At 36.2% G+C, this 4264-nt stretch carries 4 protein-coding genes; 1 reads left to right on the top strand and 3 read right to left on the bottom strand.

The genetic code is table 11. From position 1 onward, the window contains the following. Nucleotides 1-236 precede the first annotated feature (236 nt). The gene (lexA, locus tag EUBHAL_RS12875; RefSeq protein WP_022170296.1) at nucleotides 237-863 is read right to left on the bottom strand and encodes a transcriptional repressor LexA; all 627 of its coding nucleotides are present in this window, start codon (nucleotides 861-863) and stop codon (nucleotides 237-239) included. Between the two features lie 239 nt (nucleotides 864-1102). On the opposite strand from lexA, the gene EUBHAL_RS14990 reads away from it, so the two are divergent. Beyond that, entirely contained in the window at nucleotides 1103-1492 is a 390-nt protein-coding gene (locus tag EUBHAL_RS14990; RefSeq protein ID WP_005350726.1) for a LysM peptidoglycan-binding domain-containing protein, read from the top strand. A 239-nt stretch (nucleotides 1493-1731) separates the two neighbouring features. Here the strand turns inward: EUBHAL_RS14990 and EUBHAL_RS12865 are convergent, their stop codons facing one another. Then, on the bottom strand, nucleotides 1732-2784 hold the full coding sequence (locus EUBHAL_RS12865) for a tyrosine-type recombinase/integrase (RefSeq protein WP_044923518.1): 1053 nt from the start codon (nucleotides 2782-2784) through the stop codon (nucleotides 1732-1734). 96 nt (nucleotides 2785-2880) lie between these two features. Further along, complete coding sequence (locus EUBHAL_RS12860; RefSeq protein WP_005350720.1) at nucleotides 2881-3606, bottom strand: tRNA 2-thiocytidine biosynthesis TtcA family protein; 726 nt, start codon at nucleotides 3604-3606, stop codon at nucleotides 2881-2883. Nucleotides 3607-4264 lie beyond the last annotated feature (658 nt).

Here is a 4264-nt window from a genome sequence, read left to right as displayed (position 1 = left end):
TATAAGGCATATTTGTGACTTTAGTCGCGACATGTTGAATACTCCAAATTTATCGGATTGGAACAGCCAGAACTCCCAGAGAAAATATACCCTATATCTGTGACTTTAGTCGCGGCGGTTTGAATGCTCGCTTATGCGCTCGTATCTAAACCTTGCTCCGAGGACACAGATATAGGGTATATTTTCTCTGGGAGTTCTGGCTGTTTACTCACCCCGGCAAATTCCTATTTAATGTATTACTTAAATGCACGATACAGTCCAATGACTCTACCAACAATAGAAAATGGAGAATCTTGTGGGACGATGATTGGTTCCATTGTATCATTTTCTGGCTGAAGGCGTATGTGATCTTCTTCTTTGAAAAATCTCTTTACAGTAACAGAATCTTCTAATAACGCTACGATAATATCATTATCAGAAGCTGTTGGTGTCTCTTCTACCAAAATGAAATCGCCATCGAAAATACCAGCATTAATCATACTTTCTCCCTTTACTTTAAGCATAAATGTCTGCTTATTATTCACAAACTCAGGCATAATTGGGAAGTAACCCTGAATATTCTCGATAGCAAGGATTGGTTCTCCAGCTGTCACAGTTCCGACAATCGGTACATTTACTAGTTCCCTTCTTGTAAGATTAAAGTTGTCATCTATAATCTCAATTGCTCGTGGTTTCGATGGGTCACGTCTGATATATCCATTCTTCTCTAATGTCTCTAAATGAGAATGTACAGAAGAAGTAGATTTTAAATGAACTGCTTCACAGATTTCGCGAACAGCCGGGGGATAACCGTGGCTTAATATAGACTGCTTTATGTATTCTAGTATCTCTTTCTGCTTTGCACTTATCTTTCCATAGCTCATCAAAAAATACCCTCCTTTATAAACGTATATTTTTATCATAATTGTATCATGGGATAAAACATAAAACAAGTGTTTTCGAAAATGTTTTCGAAAAATCATTTTTTCTATTGACAACCGAAAAAATGTTCGGTATAATGCAAACATACATACGGAATATATGTTCGGAATATTAGTTCGAGACATATATCTTATTACATGAATAATTTATAACCAGTTATCATTATGTATGGAGGGATTATATGCAAGAGATAAGTATGAAAACAACTGCACAGATTTACGATTTTTCGGAATTACAAAAGAAAAAACGCCAACGAGAATTGCGTGAGAAACGACCATTTTTTATTACAGGAGCAGTTTTAATAATAAGTCTACTCAGCGTGTGTTTCTTTTTATATTTTGGAGATAGGGTAGTAAAAGCACAAGAATCAGCTAATGATATACAATATAAAGTAGTTGAAATTAAGAATGGAGACAGCCTGTGGTCTATCGCTAAAGAGAACATGGATAATACGAATGATTCTGGATTTATAAATATTTATCAATATATTCATGAAATTAAGAGATGTAATAATATGAAGTCAAATCAGATAAATGCAGGTTGTTATTTAATGGTTCCATATTATAATTAAGATTTATAGTAGAACGAACAGACAGACAAACTTTCGATTTAATTACAGTTATTCGAAAAATAAAATTCTAATTTTTATCCCAGTAGCCAAAGACAGCCCCTTTGAAGCACAATAAGCCATATCTGTGGCCTCGGAGCAAGTGTTGTTCTCTTAACGCTCACATTCAACACGCCGCGACTAAAGTCACAGATATGGCTTATTGTGCTTCAAAGGGGCGTTTGACTTGACGTAAACCAGAATTATTTTTCCCTTAATTGTATTTTCCCCGCTGCCATTCGTCTTCTCTGGTCCTCCATCGCCGCATAATGTTTCCGTGTCGTATTGACATCTTTATGACCGAGAACATCGGCAACTAAGTAAATATCTCCCGTTTCCTGATATAGTTGTGTACCATAAGTGCTTCGCAGTTTATGAGGTGTAATTGTTTTTAGAGGGGTTACTGGACGGGCATATTTTTTTACGAGGTTCTCTACTGCACGTACACTGATGCGACGCTTTTGCATAGAGAGGAAGAGTGCGTTTTCGGAGCCTTCTTTTGGGATTATTTTTTCTCGTTCTTCAAGATAGTCAAGAAGTGCCTCTCTGACTTCTTCTCCAAAGTATAGAATAACATCCGCCCCTCCTTTTCGGTGGATTTTCATTCCATTTGTTTCAAAGTCTAAGTTAGATATATCAATTCCAACACATTCTGAGACACGGATTCCTGTCCCGAGCAGGAGAGTGAGGATTGCTAAATCTCTGATTTTTGTTTTATTATGATATTTTTTCTGGGATTTTGTTAGATTATCTCCTTCTTCTACTGCATCTAATAGCTTCGCAATTTCGTCAATTTCTAATCGGACAATGGTGTGTTCATGTTTCTTCGGAAGATTTAACAAGCTTGCTGTATTATTTTTAATAACTTGTTTTCGGTAGAAAAATTTATAAAATGTCCGTATACTGGCTGTTTTTCGCATACGTCCTCGTTCTTCATTAGTATGAACTTTGTTTTCTGCATCCTCATAGAGGCGTAGATAATCTAAATATTCTTCAAGCTGTGTCAGCGTTACCTTGTCAAGAACGGTTACAGGCCAGTTTTTTAAATCACTTTCTTCGATATCAGGATATTTTTCCTGAAGAAAATGAAAAAATATTTTCAAATCATAAGCATAAGCAATTCGTGTCCGAGAAGAAGTCGTTGGTTCAATTCCACGAAAAAATTCTTTACAAAAAGCTGGAAGTCCGGCACAAAGTTCTCTAAGCTTCATTTCATTTTTCATTGTAATCTGCTCATCATAGGTTGGCTGCTGCATAAAAATCACTCCTTTCTTTTTAAACACGCTCTAAATAATTTCCAGAGCATTTTTCAAATATTTCCTGATATACAAATTTTGTATTAAAATATCCCTTTAATTTTGGGGAGGACAATCTGGATTTACAATATCATCAATTACTGCACGAATCATACGAGCCTTTGCTCCAGGATATTGATGATTGATTTCTCCAATAAGATTCTTTACATTTTCCCGCTTTGTCGAACCATCGACCGGGCAGGGACTTTTTACTACTGGAAGATTGTATTCTTTTACAAATCCTTTCACATCTCCTTCATATAAAAAGAGAAGAGGGCGGATTACAGTAAGTCCCGAACGGTCAAGATAGGTAACTGGAGCAAATGTGTGAATTCGCCCTTCAAATAAAAAGGACATCATCATAGATTCTAATAAATCATCTTTATGATGTGCGTAGGCTACTTTATTACAGCCTAATTCTTTCATGGCATCGTTCAATGCACCTTTTCGCATTTTTGCGCAAAGAGAACAGGGATTGCTTTCCTTGCGGACTTGAAAAACTACTTCAGCAATCTGTGTTTTTATAATCTGATATTCTACACCTAGTTTTTTGCAAAATTCCCTGATTTCTTCTAAATTAAGATTATCAAATCCTAAATCTACTGTAACCGCTACAATATCAAATTTATGTGGATAGAAGTTTCGCAAATAGGACAGTGCATAAAGAAGTGTAAGACTGTCCTTTCCGCCAGAGATTCCTACTGCAATTTTATCATTTTCCTTAATCATTCCATAGGCATCGATTGCCTGTCTTGTTAAGCTTAATAATTTCTGTAATTTCATAAAATAATTCCTTCTAATTTTTTATTTATCTCAGTCGAGAAGACTCCCACCTCTTCAGGTGGTGAGTAATAGCAAATTTGTCTCAGTGGGAGTCCAATCTCCGACTGGGATAAACGCTCCGCGAGGATGCGCAGTGATTCTGATAGGAACATGTCAGCTTCGCTGACCAGAATCACGCGCCCAGTCTCACGGACGTTTGACTTGAATTTAGCACAAATGTTCTATACATTCAACTCTGTTTTTTAGGGCATTTTTTACACGCTTTAGAAAAAATATTAGTTTGGCATATAATTCACGCATGCACCAGCCTGCCAAAACATAAGATATATAAATGTAAACATACAGAATCAGACAAGCTAGAAATCATTCTTCCGTATTTGACGTAAATCCAATAAAACGGCATACTAGACGTTTAAAAATGATTTTGTTATAATATTTTTCTGGTATAAGGCAGAGAAATTTTACATAGAAGTTTCAAATAAATTTATCGTACATTATATAATATAGAACTTTGTCAAACAGGAGGGAGGGCACGTCAACTACCCACGACCTAAAGGTCATGGGTTTGTAACTGCCCAGTCGTACTAACGGCTTACACCTCCGACCTTTAATCCCCGATAGATATTGCTATCTAAAGTGGCGTTACATCATAGGGTGG

This window comes from Anaerobutyricum hallii DSM 3353 (genome assembly GCF_000173975.1).
Taxonomy (GTDB): domain Bacteria; phylum Bacillota; class Clostridia; order Lachnospirales; family Lachnospiraceae; genus Anaerobutyricum; species Anaerobutyricum hallii.
Note: the sequence above shows the minus strand (reverse complement) of the source record. Positions and strands in the feature narration are given on the sequence as shown.